The sequence below is a fragment of the Pseudarthrobacter sp. TRD_SC_9 genome, from assembly GCF_055361265.1.
Window position 1 is genome coordinate 3,363,916 of sequence record NZ_CM143956.1, and the last position, 14,641, is coordinate 3,378,556.

Consider the following 14,641-nt stretch of genomic DNA (forward strand, 5'->3'; position numbering starts at 1 on the left):
GATTGTCTTTGAGCTCGCCAGTTATGTCACTGCAGCCCGGGGAGGGCAAGGATGGCCGCGGCGGTGGCGGCGGCGCCGCCGTGTTGGACGATGTGGGGTTTGCCGGGTATTTCCAGGAAGCGTCCGTTGGGCGCGGTGGCTGCCAGCTTCTGGCACCAGAGTTGGGGCGCTATGGGGTCCCGTGAGCCGCGGACGACGAGGGTGGGCTGGTTGGCCAGGGACAGTCGGGCAGTGAGATTGTAGGTCATCATGACGGGAAGTTCGGTAAGGTACCAGCGCGGGCCGGAGCGGGCGTAGTCGGTGAAGACGGTGGCGTTGCCGGCCGGGCTTTCCAGCAGTGAGTCAAGACCCAGGGACAGGCTCTGCTGGAGGACTGTTCGGCGGGCGGGGTCCACGACCGGACCCAAAAGTACGAGGTGGGAGACCAGGTCGGGGCGTTGAACCGCGAGTTCGGTGGCGAACTGGGTGCCCATTGAGTGCCCGATCAGCACTACGCGGGAGGCGCCCATTTTTTCAAGGGTTGCTGCTGTGTGCTGGGCGTAGTCGGCGACAGAGAGCTGCCTGCCCGGTGTGGGTGTTCCACCGAAGCCTGGCAGGTCGACGGCATGGGTGATCCCGTGCCGGGACAGAAGAACCTGAAGCCGCCGGTAGTAGCGATGGGACATGCCTATGCCGTGCAGCAACACAAACACCGGGCCTGACCCGGCTGGTCCGGTCAGGGTGTGCACGTGTGAGGTCAGGGACGCGGTGGTGACAATTCTGGGCGTCAGCCGAGGGGCCCTCCGGGGCATGAGCAGACGGTGTAGCAGTAGTTCATTGTCTTGTTTTTCGTCGTTCGCGGTGTGCACCGGTTGTCCTAGTCCTGATGAAGGGTTTGTGGGGGCGACTAGCCTAAGGTGGCCAGGGCGGCCGCGGCGGATTCGATGGTGACGCGAGTGTCCGCCTCTATAGATTTCACTTCCCCGTCAATCTGGTACGGGATGGGTTTGAGAGTTGTAAAAGTGTAGTTGCTGACGCTGGGCTGATTTCCCAGTCCCCGGGTGGCAGCGCGCACCGCGGTCAGCAGCATCCGCACCTTTGACCTGTGGGGGAAGATCACGACTTCGAATTTTCCGTCGGAGGGGTGGTTGTCGGCTTCGCTGAGCGTGGCGTACTTTGCCATCTCGGCGATGTTGGCGAAGACGAGACTGTCAAACTTCCGGCGTTTGCCGTTTGCCTGGCGGATTTCAAACGGCTTAAATTTCGAAAAGGTACGCATCACGGAGAACATTTCCTTAAAGGCGCCTTTGCTGCCCTTTTCCAGGTCGATCGCCATGACCGGAGTCAGACCGAAACCAATATAGGAGTGCGCGTACTCTGCTGGCGCACCCGCTCCTTGACCTGAGGTGATGCGCAACAAATCGATGTGCCGCACCGCACCCGCAACAATCGCGTGTTCCAGAGGCCGGGTACCGGTGGTGCGGCGGTGGTCATTGGCGTTCCCGGCACCCATGACGGCGCAGACCGCTTGGGGGTTGTCGGCCTGCATTACACCATTGACGACCTCGTTATAGCCCCCGTCACCGCTGACAGAGACAACCAGCACGTTCCCGCCAGCGCGGGCGGCGTCCCGGGCAAGTTGGACGGCGTGGCCGGCACGTGCAGTGGGCTGAAGCCTGATGTCTGCCGTGTAGGGCAGAAGTTCTTCCAGCAATGTTCGGAGATTCTCGGCGAGCTTGGGGGCATCGCCGGTGCTGTTCGGATTGAAAATGATGACGATGGAATCAAAGGTCCGTGCAGTTGTCATGATGCGCTCCGTGATTAATTTGAGCTGAGGCTGTCCAGGGTGAGCCCTGTAGGTTCAAGGCTCAGGCGGGCCGCCCTGGGGAGTCGGCTGGCGCCTGGTTTTTTTGTTCCAGGGATGCCGGCCGCGACGGCTGGTACACCGCCCGGGGACGTATCTGCTCGTCGTTGTGGTTATTGTGTTGCTTAGACCACGGCCCGGTAGCTGTTCAGTATGTAATCCACTGCCGCTGGGCCGGTCATGGCCAGGCTCTGCCCGGGCACGGAATTCTGATTCATCGCAGCCCAAAAAGCGTGCTCTGTTTGCGGGGTCTCTCCGGAGAGGTGGCACCAGCTGGTGTACAGGCCGTAGAAGGAATCACCGTCAAGAGTCGAATCGGACTGCGGAACACGGTAGGTAGCTTCGTGAAGAAACCGGTTAAATTGCGATTGCGCCATGATGGCTCGTTTCAAAACACAGTGCAAAAGTATCCGCCGTTCTGCTACAGCGGCCTCAAAACCCGATGCCCTGCACGGGCACATCGGGCGGTACTGCCGAAAGTATAGCGGACCCTGAACCTAGGCAGGCTAAGCAAACTGGTGAGACGAGACAGCCCTGGCGCAACATCGTTGTGATGCCGCGCCACGAGCCGTCAGTTCCAGGCTCTCGGGCCGGAAGCGCGCGGGTTAGGCGTGGCTGCTGTGGCTGCGGTTGCCGGCCTTGGCCAGGCCGCGGGCCACCATCAGACCGACCGTTAGGAAGGTGATGTACTGCATCGCGTCATTGGCGTTGAAGACGTCGACGCCGTTTTCGCTGGCATCGTCCCCAACAACTGTTGCCGTGATGATCGTGGCTATAACTGCCGCGACGTAGACGGCGAACTCCAAGGTACGTGTCGAGATCTTGATGTCGTTGGCGTTACGGACAACGGTGGAGTTCTCGTTCCGGGTGTGCGTAGTCAATGTTTCTCCTGAGACTGTGATGTGAGCGGCCCTGGCAGCCGTGCAAACCCTGATCTCTTTGCTAAAACCATGTCAACAACTTCTCTACGATGTAGACTTTACCTGTAGACTGACATTTAAGCAAGCTCACTTATCTCCCGGGGCCGGGCCTCAGGCAAGCAAAAGGACGGACCCGTTTATGGTTTCCCCCAAAGAATCGAACAGCCAAACAGGAACCCGCACCGCGCGACTGAGCAGGGAGCTTGTGCTCTCCACCGCACTGGCATTGGTTGACAAGGAGGGCCTTGAGGCCCTGTCCATGCGCCGCCTGGGGCAGGAACTCCGGTGTGATCCGATGAGCCTTTACCGCTACGCGGCCAACCGGGCAGCCCTGCTGGACGGGGTCTCCGAACTGGTCTTCGATGAACTCGCAATCTTTCCCGAAGACCCGGATTGGCAGGCGCAGCTGCGCAGGATCGCCCACGACCTGCGGCTCCTGGCCCTGCGGCACCCTAACGTGGTGCCACTGCTGGTCACCAGGCCCCTTTCCACGCCTTTGGGGTTGCGCCCGCTGGGGACGTTGCGGCCTCTGGAGCAGATCCTGGCGCTGCTGATCGAGGCCGGCTTCGCGCCGGCTGTGGCCCTGCACGTCTATCGGGCGTACTACGGGTTCCTCTATGGGCACATCCTGAACGAACTGCAGGAATATATCGTGGATCCGGAAGAAAGCGAAGCCATCCTACGCCTTGGCCTGCACCGCCTGCCGGCGAAAGACTTCCCCCACCTCCGGGCACTGGGTCCGGTCCTCGCCGACTACGACGGAGCTGCAGAGCTCGATCAGGGACTGAGCATCCTCCTCACAGGACTCGCGACCCACTTAACTAATTGATCCCTACCTGACAGACGAACCGGCATTCGAGACCGGAACGAGATATCGGGAGGATTTGTGACCTGGGACAACTTTGCCTAGGGTACAAAGCATGCTTAGTATCCCGGTTACGGCAGAGGACTGCTAGGTTTCCCATCCTGAGGAGAAGAAATTCATGCCAGAAGAAAGCACCATCAATATTCCCGGCGTCCCCGCCAGCGAGCCTGCCAGTCTGGAAGAACCAACAACTCCGCGCGAGCCCCTGCCACCTAAACCTGACCAGCGAGGACCTGAAGCGGTTTCGCCCACCGGAAGTCCGACAGGGGCGCCGGCCACGGCCCGTGCCCAGTCCGGCCAGTACCTGACCACCGCCCAGGGGCTGCGGCTTCGCGATACTGATCACTCCCTGAAAGCCGGTTCGCGCGGGCCCATCCTGTTGCAGGACCACCACCTTCGGGAAAAGATTACGCACTTTGACCACGAACGCATCCCCGAGCGCGTGGTCCACGCCCGCGGTGCCGGAGCCCACGGCGTCTTCCGTTCCTACGGCACCGCAGCCAACATCACCCGCGCAGGCTTCCTGGCCAAAGACGTTGAGACGCCAGTCTTCGTTCGTTTTTCCACCGTCCTGGGCTCCCGCGGCTCTGCTGACACCGTTCGTGACACCCGCGGATTTTCGACCAAGTTCTACACCGACGAAGGCACCTACGATTTGGTCGGCAACAACATCCCTGTCTTCTTTATCCAGGACGGCATCAAGTTCCCCGACATCATCCACGCCGCGAAGCCGCACCCGGACCGCGAGATCCCGCAGGCTCAGAGTGCCCACGACACGTTCTGGGATTTCGTCTCGCTGCATACCGAGGCCCAGGCGCACACCATGTGGAACATGTCCGACCGGGGCATCCCGCGTTCCTACCGGACCATGGAAGGCTTCGGCGTCCACACGTTCCGGTTCGTCAACGTTGAGGGCAGAACAACCCTGGTGAAGTTCCATTGGAAGCCAAAGCAGGGCGTCCACTCGCTGGTGTGGGAAGAAGCACAAATCATCAACGGCATGGATCCGGACTTCCACCGCCGCGACCTCGCCGATGCCATCGAAGCCGGTGCCTACCCCGAGTGGGAACTCGGCGTCCAGACATTTCCGGACACCGAAGACCAGATGTTTGAAGGCATCGACCTGCTCGATCCCACCAAGTTCGTGCCGGAAGAACTCGCTCCGGTCCAGCCCATCGGCGTCATGACCCTTAACGCCAACCCCACAAACTTCTTTGCCGAAACCGAACAGGTCGCTTTCCACCCCGGACACCTCGTTCCCGGGATCGACGTCACCAACGATCCCCTGCTCCAGGTACGCCTCTTCTCATACCTGGACACCCAGATCTCCCGGCTCGGAGGACCCAACTTCGGCCAGATCCCCATCAACCGGCCCCAGTCCCCTGTCAATGACATGCTGCGCGATGGCATGCACCAGCAGGCGGTCCACGGGGGAGTGGCTCCCTACCAACCCAACTCCCTGGACGGCGGCTGCCCGTTCCTTGCCGGACAGGACGTCGGTGCCTTTATCGACGTGCCGGAGGAAGTGGCGGCCTCCATCAAGGAGCGAAAGAACCCGGCCTCTTTTGATGACCACTACAGCCAGGTGGGCCTCTTCTTCAGAAGTCTGAGCGCTGTGGAGCAGGACCACGTGATCCAGGCCTACACGTTCGAGCTGGGCAAGTGTTACGAAAAGTCGATCCGGGAACGGCAGCTTGCAGCCCTGGCCAACGTGGACGCCGGCCTGTGTGCCGCAGTGGCCAAGGGTCTGGGCCTGCCCGCCCCGCAGGCAACGGAACAAGTGCCGGAGTCTGACCCCAGCCCTGCCCTGTCACAGGTGGGCAAAACCTGGCCCGTTGCCGGTCGGATCGTCGGAATTGTCGCCGATGAAAACAGCGACCTTGCAGCCGTGAACACGGCACGAAAGGCTCTGGACGCCGAAGGTATCGTCCCGCTGGTGATCGCCCCGGCAGGCGGATTCCTGGGAACAGAGAACGACGGCGGGGTCCCCGTGCAGCGCACGTACCTCACCGCCCGCTCTACTGAGTTCGACGCCGTCATCGTTGCTGCTGCCGCCGCTCCGGCTCCCGACGCAGCACCCGGGCTCGACGCCAAGGCGGGCGCTCCCGGAGGCACGTTGGATCCACGTGCCGTGCTGCTGCTGACTGAAGCATTCCGCCACGCCAAAGCCATTGGCTCCCTCGACGCCAGCTCGGAGGTTCTGACTGCGGCGGGCATACCCAAGGAAGCGCCAGGAATTATCACCGACGGGAATGCGGAAGCCCTTGTAGCGCAGTTGACCGGGCTCTTGGCAGCCCACCGCGTCTGGGAACGGTTCCCCGCCGCAACGGTCTAGGAAACGAAAAGCATGCCTACGGAGGGGAGCGCCGTCATTAAATTCCGACGGCGGCGCTTCCCTCCGCAGGAGTGGAGAGGTTCGCAGCCAGCCGGGGAACCCTTGTTGGCACCATGCCGCGGCCCTACCATTAGGCATGAATACACCAACTGGTCCCCGCGTGATCCGGGCAGGTGAGGGCGACGTCACTGGCGAGCCCGGGCTGCTCGACCGGTACCTCATCGAGAGCGCAGACTCCAGCGCTGGCGTAGCGATCGTCGAGCACGTACTGGGCCCGAAGTGGCTGGCTGCGCCGATGCACCGGCATAGCCGCGAAGACGAATACACGTTTGTGCTGACGGGCACACTCGGGGTTATCGAGGACGGCATCGAGGTCACGGCTTCGCCTGGGGATCTGGTCACCAAGCTGCGCGGACGCTGGCACACCTTCTGGAACGCAGGCGACGACGAACTCCGCGTGCTGGAAATAATCGTACCCGGCGGCATTGACAAGCTGTTCCGCCGACTTGCCGAACCCGGAGGAGAGTACTCCCCCGAAACGCTGCCTGCCCTGGCAGCCGAGTACGGCTGCGACGTGGACTTCGATGCCACGATGCCGGTGGTTCAGCGGCACGGGCTGGTGTTTTGACCGGACGGCAGGGATGTCCTCCGACCGCGACCCTGCCCCGGCTAGACTTCCGGGATGATCTACCTCGACCCGCCACTGTGGCCTGCCCACGGCACGCACTTTGCGCACCTGGTTTCAGACACCTCGCTGGCGGAACTGCACGCCTTCGCGACGGCGGCGGGGATTCCGGAACGGGCGTTCGACGGCGATCACTACGACGTCCCGGAACGCCGCATTCCGGACCTCGTTGCCGCCGGCGCCATCCCCGTGGAGGGCCGGGTGCTGGTGCGGAAGCTGATCGACAGCGGCCTGCGGATCCCGGCCCGGGCCAGGAATTCCTCCCTCAAGGTGCCGTTGTTGAACCGCTGGAATGACGTTATGGCGGGCCACGACGCCCTGTTTTTGGACCTCTATGAGCGCTGGGGCGAGGAGCACCGCAACTACCATGGCCGCACCCATCTGCTGGCCATCCTCGAGGCGCTTGACTTGCTGGCCGAGCCCGCCGCCCCGCCCAGGACCGTAGTTCTTGCCGCCTGGTTTCACGATGCCGTGTACCGCGGGATACCGGGCGAGGACGAGGAGGAATCAGCCCGGCTCGCCGAGGTTCGGCTGCTGCAGGCGGGCATTCCGGAGGCTGATACTGCGGAGGTTGCCCGGCTGGTCCGCCTCACTGCCGGCCACCGGCCCGGACCGGAAGATCCTGACGGCGCCCTGCTCTGCGACGCAGACCTGTCCATTCTGGGCAGCGAACCCCAGGCATACTCGCGCTACCTGGCCGCCGTCAGGAAAGACTACGCGCACATCGGCGACGCCGACTTCGCGGCCGGGCGCGCCGCCGTCGTGCGTTACCTTCTGGAACTGGAACCACTCTTCAGCACCCCACGCGCACAGAGCCTCTGGCTCGACGCCGCCCGGCGGAACCTCCAGGCCGAACTCGCGTAGCCCGACGGGGCGCAGCGCAATTACAGCCGCTCGCCCATACCCGGCTTGACCGGGACAAACTCGATGCTCTGGTTCACGCGCTTCTTCGAGCCGCGGGAAAAGCCCTTGGCATCGAGCTGGTTCTCTGCGCGGTATTCGGCAAGCGCTTGGTCGTACGCGGCGTTCAGTGCGCCGCCGGCCACCACCTCCTGCGTCCCGTCGTTGAAGATGACAGTGACGTTAACACTGGCCGGAAAATGGCGCTTCATCCGAATGAAGCCGTCAGGATCCTGCTGCAGATTGATCAAAGGGAGTACCCGCTTCCGCGATTGGTGGGCTCCAAGTCTATGGGGCGTCCCGTGCCGGGTCCGCCCGGGGGCTGCCTTGGAATGGGAGTTCATGCCAAACTGCTGCAATGACGTTACGACTCCAGTGCGTGGTTATCGATTCCACAAACCCCCGTGTCCCGGCCGCCTTCTGGGAGAAGGCCTTGGGCTGGCGCCGCACCGAGGACAGCGACGACGAGGTTTGCCTCGAACCGCCCAAGGGCAGCCCGGAGGACGGGGTCTCACCGGACCTGTTGTTCATCCGTGTCCCGGAAGGCAAAACGGTGAAGAACCGCCTGCACCTTGATCTCCGTCCCGACGACCGTGATGCCGAAGTCGCCCGTCTTGAAGCCCTGGGCGCGACCCGCATCTCCGTTGGCCAGGGCGACGACGTCACGTGGGTGGTGCTGGCGGACCCGGACGGCAACGAATTCTGCGTGCTCCGCGCCCTTCGTGAAGGCGAAGCGGAAAACTGAATCAGCGGTAGGCGCTGACAAACGGCCGGTCGGTGGGCACGATCTGCTTGCCCAGCGGCATCAGCGAAACAGGAATGAGTTTCAGGTTGGCGATGGCCAGCGGAATGCCGATGATGGTGACGGCCATGGCAATCGCGGTCATGACGTGGCCGATCGCGATCCAGATTCCGGCCACTACCAGCCAGATGACGTTGCCCAGCAGTGCGAAGGCGCCGCTGCCTCCGGGTTTGTCCACCACCATGCGGCCAAACGGCCAGAGTGTGTAGGCCGCGATCCGGAACGAGGCGATACCCCACGGGATGGTGACGATCAGCACGCAGCAGATGATGCCTGCCACGAAGTAGCCAATGGCAAGCCACAGGCCGCCGAAAACCAGCCAGATGATGTTGAGCAGTGTTTTCATAGTCCCATTCTGCCTTGCGGGGTGAACCAAAACCCCAGGGGTTGGCCTGACCTGTCCCTGATTTTTGGAGTTCAGCGCCCGGCGGGGAGTTGATAGATGGCAACGTGGACAGTGCCACGTTCCGACGGCGGGATGGCCACCCGGAAGGCCGGACCGCGTCCGGAATCCGAATCCTTCGAACAAAGAGTGGACTCCTCCGCCAGCTCGGCGTCACGGAAGACCTTCGCGTCCTGCGGTCCGATCCGGGCGCCCGGTGCCACCAAAGCCCCGGCTGACTGGCACGCGGCCTTCACCTCTGCGGTGTCAGCCACGAAGCTGGTCAAGGATGCATTCTCGAAGGGTTCGAGGGGGCTCTGGTCCACGGTGATGTTATCCGCGCTTGCAGGGAGTTCGAGCCCCAGCGGCTCGAACAGGGACACCACGATGTCGCGTGTATCGCTGGCGCCGGTGGATTGAGGTTCCATGTCTGTTCCTGTCGTCGTTGTCCGTACGGGCGAAGCCTCTGCGGTAGTCCCAGCAGGCGCAGGGTTTCCCGGCACCGCACATCCGGCCAGCAGGAGGCCGGCGGTTACCAGGCCGGCCAGGGCGCGCCAGTTCATTTCACGCTTCCCGAACTGTGGCGCGTGGAAGATTCGCCGGTCATGTCGTAATTCTGCGCGATTCCCACTTCGTTGAGCCTTCCCAGCTGTTCGTCGGACACGTTCAAGGGACCGATGTCCGTGGACTTGCCACCGTCCCAGTTGTACCGGTCACGATAGCTCACGCTGGTCTCCGTCTTGTATGTCCACTCACCTCCCGGCGTGCTGGGCGGGTATACGGTCACTTGCCCCTGAGTGCTGTAACTGACGCCGCCGCTGGCATAGAACCAGTCGGCGCTCTGGTCCTTGCCGATGTAGTAGCCGGTCCAGTCCGTGCTCACCGGATAGGTCACCGGTCCGCTGACGCCGGAGTTCCTGGCGTCTTCCACCGCGCTCCTGGCAAGGTTTTCGACGTCGGCGTCTGCCTGGCCGGAGAAGTCGGGGACGTCATTGAGCATCTGGTCCACGTCCTGTCCAAGGGGTTCACCCGAGTTCCCAAGGAAATGCAGCAGGTTCCGCGATGCATTGGGGATCACTGGAGCAGCGGCGTTGGCCGCAGCCTCAACCCCCAGCTTGGCCGCCTGGTCCTTCAAACCGGCATCTTCGGAGCCGTGCTCCTGTGAATCACCGTCTGAGGACCACGGCGGCGCCTCCGGCTTAGGTACGTCTTCACCGGGCACCGGCTCACCGAGGCCACCGGGGTAAGCCTCCTCCCCTGGTGTATGCCCACCCGGATCGGTTCCCTCATCCTCACGGCCGGTGCGCGATCCGGCTGAACCACGGGATTCGTCCCGGCGGTCGGTGCTGCCCGACTGGCCGCCACCGGACTGGCCGCCGCCGGACTGGCCGCCGCCCTGCCCGCCCGCGCCCTGGCTGGCCTTCTCCTGCTGCTCGGCATTGGCCTGCAACGCTTTGGAAGCCTGCAGGAGGCTCTGCACCGCCGATTTGGAGCGGGGCATCAAATCGGCCTGCCAGGATTGCCGGAATTCGCGCATATCGGGCCCGAACCAGGCGCCGGGCGCGTCCAGCATCGAGGAGAGGTTCCGGACTGACGAGCCGATCCGCTCGGCGCTCTTGGCCATCTGCTGGGAGAGTGCACGCAATTGCTCAGGATCGGCACCAACAAAATCAGTCATGGAAGCATCCTGTCAGAGCTGTAGGGAAACGCCCATGGGAAGTAGTTCCCATGGCAGCAGCCAGGGAGCCCATCCTCGTCTTCAACCGGCAGTTAGTACATCGTTGCGTGAATACACTGTTCAATGTACCGTCGAGGAATGGAGACGCTCATCCACGCCCCGGTACTCGCGCGCTTTGGCTACGCCGTGTCAGATCCCACGCGTGCCCGGATCCTGCTGGCCCTGGCGGAGGCTCCCGCCCACCCCTCGGACCTTGCCGAGTCCCTTGGGGTATCGCGGCAGAGCATCTCCAACCATTTGACCTGCCTTCGCGGCTGCGGCCTGGTGGTGGCCGTTCCTGACGGCCGGAGGACGCAGTATGAACTTGCTGACGCCCGGCTGGGCCACGCCATCACGGACCTGCTCGGCGTAGTGCTTTCCGTGGATCCGGCCTGCTGCGCCCCTGATGGCGAGTGCGTGGCATGAGCATCACGATCGCCCTTTCACCGTCCTCTGCACGACGGGCTGTACTCACGCGCCGCATCCGGCTGCTCGCCGCAGGCACCATCACCTACAACGTCATCGAAGCGGTGGCAGCGCTCTGGGCAGGCGGCGTGGCGGACTCGTCCGCGTTGATCGGTTTCGGCCTGGACTCAGTGATCGAGGTTGCATCCGCCGTCGCCCTGTCCTGGCAGTTCGCCGCCAAAGATCCGGAGCGGCGCGAGCATCTCACACTGCGGATCATCGCCATTTCCTTCTTCGCGTTGGCCGCCTTCGTGACTCTGGATGCCGTCCGCTCTCTCGTCGGCGGGGACCCGGCGCAGCATTCCACCGCGGGCATCGTGATCGCCACCCTGAGCCTTGCGATCATGCCGGTCCTGTCCTGGCTGCAGCGCCGCGCCGGCCGCGAGCTTGGATCCCGCAGCGCGGTTGCCGATTCCAAGCAGACCCTGCTGTGCACTTACCTCTCGGCCGTCCTGCTCGTGGGGCTGCTGCTGAACAGCGCGCTCGGCTGGTGGTGGGCCGACGCCGGCGCCGCCCTGGTGATCGCCGGAATCGCCGTCAAGGAAGGCCTCAACGCCTGGAAGGGCGAGGCCTGCTGCACAGACTGCGGTCCCGTGAAGAGCGCTGCCCGGGCGTCTTTGCCCTGATTGCGGCCGCTATTTCTTCGCGGCCGCCACAAAGGCGGTGATCTTCGCCAGGTCCTTCACGCCACGGGAACTTTCGACGCCGGAGGAGACATCCACGCCCCACGCACCGGCCGCCTCTGCCGCAGCTGCCACGTTCCCGGCATCGAGCCCGCCGGCAAGGAGCCACTGCCGTCCGCCGGCACCTCCGGAAGTACCGGCGTCGTCCGCCCAGCGGTCCCGTACCGACGCATAGTCCCAGGCCTCACCCGAACCGGGCACGGCGGCATCCACCAGGATGATGTCCTCTCCGAAGTCACCAAAGGCTTCGTCCGGAGCGCCGATGGTGACGGCCCGGATGACCTTGAGTCCGGCGTCGTGCGCTGTTTTAACATCAGCCGCCGTCCGCTCGCCATGCAGCTGGACCCACTCCAGTCCGGCGGCCAGAGCGGCTTTGACGGCGTCAGCGGCGGATTCATGGCGGAAGACTCCCACGGCGGCAACCCCCTTGGGCACCTCCAGCAGCAGGTTGCCGGCACGCTCGGCGGACACCTCGCGGGGGCTGGGCGTGAGGACAAAACCGACGGCGTCCGCGCCCGCCTCGACGGCAATCCTGACGGACTCCGGCGTACTCAGGCCGCACACTTTGACGAACATTGCAGGCTCCTCCACGTTTTTCATCTCTTTGACGTTAGCAAGAACGGGCGGCGGAAAGGAGCCGGTTAGGGTTGGGAGATGGAGATCATTCGGTTCGCAGACCTTCGGCCCCAACCCTGGCGCAACGGCGGCGGGGTGACCCATGAGCTGGCCTGCCACCCTCAGGCGGCTTCGTCGCAGGACGGCACGTGGGACTGGCGGATCAGCATCGCCGAGGTGTCAAAGGAAGGCGATTTTTCCGCGTTTCCCGGCATGGAACGGGTCCTCACCGTGGTCGATGGCGAGCTGTTCCTGCTGAAGGTTGACGGCGCCGAGCACCCGCTGGAGAAGTACCGCCCCTTCCGGTTCTCCGGCGATGCCCGGGCCTACGGCGCCCTGCCCACCGGTAACGTCCGGGACCTCAATGTCATCACCCGCGCCGGGGCCTTCAAGGGCTACACCTCCATCATCGAGCTGTCCAAGAAGCGCGCCCACCCCGTCTTCGCAGGCCAGTTCGGCGTGCTGCTGCAGGGCCAGGCCAGCGTGAGCGAGGGCGCCGCGCCCGCGGACACCGGTAGCGGCACTGATGGTGGCGCCGGGGAAGACGCCCTTGCGCCGTCTGAACCCTTGGCACTCAACCGCTTCGACGCCGTCGTGGGTTCCGATTCCCGCAGCCCCGAGATCCTGGGCCGCGGGTTTCTCGCCGTGGTGTCCATCGACAGCGCTGAAGGCTAGGCTCGCCTTCGTTATCGCAGCCTTTCCACACTGGAGGGATGCACCACCCCGGCCTAGACTCTGGCCTATGATGACTTCACGATTCAACGAGCTTCTGTCCACCCAGGTAGGCAACGAGTTCTCGGCCTCCCAGCAGTACATTGCAGTGGCCGTTTGGTTTGCCAACCAGGATCTCCCGCAGCTGGCCAAGTACTTCTACCGCCAATCTGTCGAGGAGCGCAACCACGCCATGATGATGGTCCAGTACATGCTGGACCGCGATCTTCCCGTGGCCATCCCCGGCATCGGCACCATCCGCAATGACTTTGCCTCCGTCACCGAACCGCTGGCCCTGGCGCTTGAGCAGGAAAAGCAGGTGACAGCGGCGATCGAGGCACTGTTCCGCGCAGCCCGTGCCGAGGACGATGCCCTGGGCGAGCAGTTCATGCTGTGGTTCCTCAAGGAACAGGTGGAGGAAGTTGCCTCCATGACCACGCTGCTGAACATTGCCGAGCGTGCGGACAACCTGTTCGACATCGAGAACTTCATTGCCCGCGAATCCGTGGGCGACGCCGGGCACGACTCCTCCGCGCCCGAGGCCGCGGGCGGCACGCTCTAGCCTGACCTGATCAGCCGTGGCAGTCCGCCCGGCGGTGAGGTTGGCCACCAAAGGTGGCCAACCGCCGTCGGGCGTTGCTATGTTGAAAACAAGGCTCCCCACCGGAGCCTCCGGACGACGGTTCAGTACCCGGAACGCGACAAGACTGGCCAAAGGATCTCTCATGTCGTGGTTAATCCTCATTGTGTCCGGCGCACTCGAAGCCGTGTGGGCCGCCTCCCTGCATAAAGCTTCCAAGGCTACCGGCCGGCGGCGCGTTGCCCCCGCAGCAGTCTTCCTCATCTCCGTCCTGGCGAGCACCGGCGGCCTCGCCATCGCTATGCAGTCCATCCCCACCGGCACGGCGTACGCCGTCTGGGTAGGTGTGGGCGTAGTCCTCACCAGCATCTACGCCATCGCCACCAAGGTGGAACGCCCGACGGCGGCGCGCATCTTCCTGCTCGCCGGGATCGTCACCTGCGTGGTCGGGCTGAAGGTGGTGGCCTAATGCGGACCAGTACCGTTGCCTGGCTGGTGCTGCTGGCTTCGGCCGTGCTGGAAGCGGTGTGGGCTACCGCTCTCGGCCTGTCCGAGGCGTTCACCCAGCCGCTGCCCACCGCCATTTTCGCCGTCACCGCAACACTGAGCCTGCTGGGTTTGGGGTATGCAGTCCGCACCGTTCCGCTGGGTACCGGCTACGCCGTCTGGGTGGGCGTGGGCGCGGCGCTGACTGTCATCTGGGCCATGGCCACCGGTGAAGAGCCCTTCAGCGTGTTCAAGCTCCTGTTTATTGCCGGGATCGTGGCGTGCGCCGGCGGGCTGAAAGCGCTGCCGGAAGACAAGCTGCCGGATCCACCTCAGCCCGTCGGCCGGGCCGCCACTACAGAAGGGGTCAGGAACGTCAGGGAAGATGTCTAGCAGCCATCTTGAAACAGAGTTTTCCGTCGATCTTCTGTGGCCGGATCCGCACCTGGTAGCCTTCAGCGGCGGTATAAATTGCCCGCCCGTGCCTGTTGTCCGCAGCCAGCCAAACCGCGGATGAATCCGGCATAGCGTCGTCCACGACTCCTGACCGGACATGCCGGAAATCCTTCCAGATTTCAACCGGCGCCCCGATCAGGCGGCTCCAGTCCCGGTAGGAATACGAGCTCATGATTGTCCTCCGGCTCTGCGCGGG

21 protein-coding genes and 1 riboswitch are annotated in these 14,641 nt (G+C 63.8%); of the genes, 11 read left to right on the plus strand and 10 right to left on the minus strand.

From position 1 onward, the window contains the following. Window positions 1-26: 26 nt before the first annotated feature. The 4 genes from ACWA13_RS15765 to ACWA13_RS15780 form a co-directional block, all read right to left on the minus strand. Window positions 27-791 (minus strand): alpha/beta fold hydrolase, encoded by a 765-nt coding sequence (locus ACWA13_RS15765; RefSeq protein ID WP_463935121.1) that lies wholly within the window; start codon window positions 789-791, stop codon window positions 27-29. Window positions 792-886: 95 nt separating this feature from the next. After that, a complete protein-coding gene (locus ACWA13_RS15770; RefSeq protein ID WP_463935122.1) occupies window positions 887-1,786 on the minus strand; it encodes a diacylglycerol/lipid kinase family protein in 900 nt (299 codons plus the stop codon). 182 nt (window positions 1,787-1,968) lie between these two features. Continuing rightward, entirely contained in the window at window positions 1,969-2,220 is a 252-nt protein-coding gene (locus ACWA13_RS15775; protein ID WP_463935123.1) for a hypothetical protein, read from the minus strand. Window positions 2,221-2,448: 228 nt separating this feature from the next. After that, window positions 2,449-2,724, minus strand: a complete 276-nt coding sequence (locus ACWA13_RS15780) for a hypothetical protein (protein ID WP_463935124.1) — start codon at window positions 2,722-2,724, stop codon at window positions 2,449-2,451. 178 nt (window positions 2,725-2,902) lie between these two features. Here ACWA13_RS15780 and ACWA13_RS15785 point away from each other — a divergent pair, with 178 nt between their 5' ends. The 4 genes from ACWA13_RS15785 to ACWA13_RS15800 all read left to right on the plus strand — a co-directional run bounded on the left by ACWA13_RS15785 (window position 2,903) and on the right by ACWA13_RS15800 (window position 7,512). Beyond that, window positions 2,903-3,592, plus strand: a complete 690-nt coding sequence (locus ACWA13_RS15785) for a TetR/AcrR family transcriptional regulator C-terminal domain-containing protein (RefSeq protein WP_463935125.1) — start codon at window positions 2,903-2,905, stop codon at window positions 3,590-3,592. A gap of 154 nt (window positions 3,593-3,746) precedes the next feature. Beyond that, window positions 3,747-5,963 (plus strand): catalase, encoded by a 2,217-nt coding sequence (locus ACWA13_RS15790; protein WP_463935126.1) that lies wholly within the window; start codon window positions 3,747-3,749, stop codon window positions 5,961-5,963. 136 nt (window positions 5,964-6,099) lie between these two features. Continuing rightward, window positions 6,100-6,591, plus strand: coding sequence for a cupin domain-containing protein (locus ACWA13_RS15795; RefSeq protein WP_463935128.1), 492 nt, complete (start codon window positions 6,100-6,102; stop codon window positions 6,589-6,591). Between the two features lie 54 nt (window positions 6,592-6,645). Continuing rightward, window positions 6,646-7,512 carry a DUF4031 domain-containing protein gene (locus tag ACWA13_RS15800; protein WP_463935130.1) on the plus strand — a complete coding sequence of 289 codons (867 nt, stop codon included), beginning with the start codon at window positions 6,646-6,648 and terminating at the stop codon, window positions 7,510-7,512. Window positions 7,513-7,532: 20 nt separating this feature from the next. On the opposite strand, the gene ACWA13_RS15805 is transcribed toward ACWA13_RS15800, so the two are convergent. After that, complete coding sequence (locus ACWA13_RS15805; protein ID WP_463935131.1) at window positions 7,533-7,799, minus strand: hypothetical protein; 267 nt, start codon at window positions 7,797-7,799, stop codon at window positions 7,533-7,535. A gap of 107 nt (window positions 7,800-7,906) precedes the next feature. Between ACWA13_RS15805 and ACWA13_RS15810 the strand changes: the two genes are divergently transcribed. Continuing rightward, window positions 7,907-8,293 carry a VOC family protein gene (locus tag ACWA13_RS15810; protein ID WP_463935132.1) on the plus strand — a complete coding sequence of 129 codons (387 nt, stop codon included), beginning with the start codon at window positions 7,907-7,909 and terminating at the stop codon, window positions 8,291-8,293. Window position 8,294: 1 nt separating this feature from the next. Here ACWA13_RS15810 and ACWA13_RS15815 read toward each other — a convergent pair whose 3' ends face one another. The 3 genes from ACWA13_RS15815 to ACWA13_RS15825 all read right to left on the minus strand — a co-directional run bounded on the left by ACWA13_RS15815 (window position 8,295) and on the right by ACWA13_RS15825 (window position 10,410). Then, entirely contained in the window at window positions 8,295-8,696 is a 402-nt protein-coding gene (locus tag ACWA13_RS15815; RefSeq protein WP_463935133.1) for a YccF domain-containing protein, read from the minus strand. Window positions 8,697-8,767: 71 nt separating this feature from the next. Then, window positions 8,768-9,295, minus strand: a complete 528-nt coding sequence (locus ACWA13_RS15820; protein WP_463935134.1) for a hypothetical protein — start codon at window positions 9,293-9,295, stop codon at window positions 8,768-8,770. Then, window positions 9,292-10,410, minus strand: a complete 1,119-nt coding sequence (locus ACWA13_RS15825; RefSeq protein WP_463935135.1) for a WXG100 family type VII secretion target — start codon at window positions 10,408-10,410, stop codon at window positions 9,292-9,294. The genes ACWA13_RS15820 and ACWA13_RS15825 overlap by 4 nt, the downstream gene beginning before the upstream one ends. A gap of 138 nt (window positions 10,411-10,548) precedes the next feature. On the opposite strand from ACWA13_RS15825, the gene ACWA13_RS15830 reads away from it, so the two are divergent. Together ACWA13_RS15830 and ACWA13_RS15835 are read left to right on the plus strand one after the other, a co-directional pair. Next, window positions 10,549-10,875 carry an ArsR/SmtB family transcription factor gene (locus tag ACWA13_RS15830; RefSeq protein ID WP_463935137.1) on the plus strand — a complete coding sequence of 109 codons (327 nt, stop codon included), beginning with the start codon at window positions 10,549-10,551 and terminating at the stop codon, window positions 10,873-10,875. After that, window positions 10,872-11,540 (plus strand): cation diffusion facilitator family transporter, encoded by a 669-nt coding sequence (locus tag ACWA13_RS15835; RefSeq protein WP_463935138.1) that lies wholly within the window; start codon window positions 10,872-10,874, stop codon window positions 11,538-11,540. The genes ACWA13_RS15830 and ACWA13_RS15835 overlap by 4 nt, the downstream gene beginning before the upstream one ends. A 9-nt stretch (window positions 11,541-11,549) precedes the next feature. Here ACWA13_RS15835 and ACWA13_RS15840 read toward each other — a convergent pair whose 3' ends face one another. Beyond that, window positions 11,550-12,173, minus strand: coding sequence for a phosphoribosylanthranilate isomerase (locus ACWA13_RS15840; RefSeq protein WP_463935139.1), 624 nt, complete (start codon window positions 12,171-12,173; stop codon window positions 11,550-11,552). Window positions 12,174-12,251: 78 nt separating this feature from the next. On the opposite strand from ACWA13_RS15840, the gene ACWA13_RS15845 reads away from it, so the two are divergent. The 4 genes from ACWA13_RS15845 to ACWA13_RS15860 all read left to right on the plus strand — a co-directional run bounded on the left by ACWA13_RS15845 (window position 12,252) and on the right by ACWA13_RS15860 (window position 14,382). Then, window positions 12,252-12,887, plus strand: coding sequence for a HutD/Ves family protein (locus tag ACWA13_RS15845; protein WP_463935140.1), 636 nt, complete (start codon window positions 12,252-12,254; stop codon window positions 12,885-12,887). A 67-nt stretch (window positions 12,888-12,954) separates the two neighbouring features. Next, window positions 12,955-13,485 (plus strand): ferritin, encoded by a 531-nt coding sequence (locus tag ACWA13_RS15850; protein WP_463935142.1) that lies wholly within the window; start codon window positions 12,955-12,957, stop codon window positions 13,483-13,485. Between the two features lie 88 nt (window positions 13,486-13,573). Continuing rightward, window positions 13,574-13,639, plus strand: a riboswitch (guanidine-III (ykkC-III) riboswitch). Window positions 13,640-13,648: 9 nt separating this feature from the next. Further along, window positions 13,649-13,972 carry a DMT family transporter gene (locus ACWA13_RS15855; protein WP_463935144.1) on the plus strand — a complete coding sequence of 108 codons (324 nt, stop codon included), beginning with the start codon at window positions 13,649-13,651 and terminating at the stop codon, window positions 13,970-13,972. Then, window positions 13,972-14,382, plus strand: coding sequence for a DMT family transporter (locus tag ACWA13_RS15860; RefSeq protein WP_463935146.1), 411 nt, complete (start codon window positions 13,972-13,974; stop codon window positions 14,380-14,382). Before ACWA13_RS15855 ends, ACWA13_RS15860 begins: the two co-directional genes overlap by 1 nt. Here the strand turns inward: ACWA13_RS15860 and ACWA13_RS15865 are convergent. After that, window positions 14,366-14,617 (minus strand): hypothetical protein, encoded by a 252-nt coding sequence (locus ACWA13_RS15865; protein WP_463935147.1) that lies wholly within the window; start codon window positions 14,615-14,617, stop codon window positions 14,366-14,368. The two genes, ACWA13_RS15860 and ACWA13_RS15865, sit on opposite strands and share 17 nt — an antisense overlap. Window positions 14,618-14,641: the final 24 nt, after the last annotated feature.